This is a genomic window from Zoogloea oryzae, assembly GCF_030161255.1.
Classification (GTDB): domain Bacteria; phylum Pseudomonadota; class Gammaproteobacteria; order Burkholderiales; family Rhodocyclaceae; genus Zoogloea; species Zoogloea oryzae.
In genome coordinates this window covers 220,569-220,876 of record NZ_BSPX01000001.1, presented here as the reverse complement: position 1 = coordinate 220,876, position 308 = coordinate 220,569, and the positions used below count along the sequence as shown (strand labels likewise).

1 protein-coding gene is annotated in these 308 nt (G+C 73.4%); it reads left to right on the top strand.

From position 1 onward, the window contains the following. A partial coding sequence (locus tag QQK25_RS01040) for a TolC family protein (RefSeq protein WP_284186339.1) occupies positions 1–308 on the top strand: 308 nt, incomplete at both ends.

The window sequence follows — 308 nt, the reverse complement described above, 5'->3', positions numbered from 1 at the left end:
GCCCGCTGCCGCCGCCGGCCGCGCTGGATGCCGCCGCGCTCGAAGCCCGGGTGCGCGCCCGCAATCCGCAGCTCTTTGCCGACGAGGCCAAGGTCCGCGCCGCCGAGAAGGGCCGCGAGCTGGCCTATAAAAACCGCTACCCGGATTTCACCCTCGGCGTCTCGCCCATCCAGTACCAGGGCAGCGTGAAGGAGTGGGAGCTGATGGTGGAGCTCAACCTGCCGCTCCAGCAGGGCAGCCGCCGCGCCCAGGAGCGCGAGGCCGAGGCGATGCTCTCCGCCGCCCGTGCCCGCCTCGACGCCACCGCC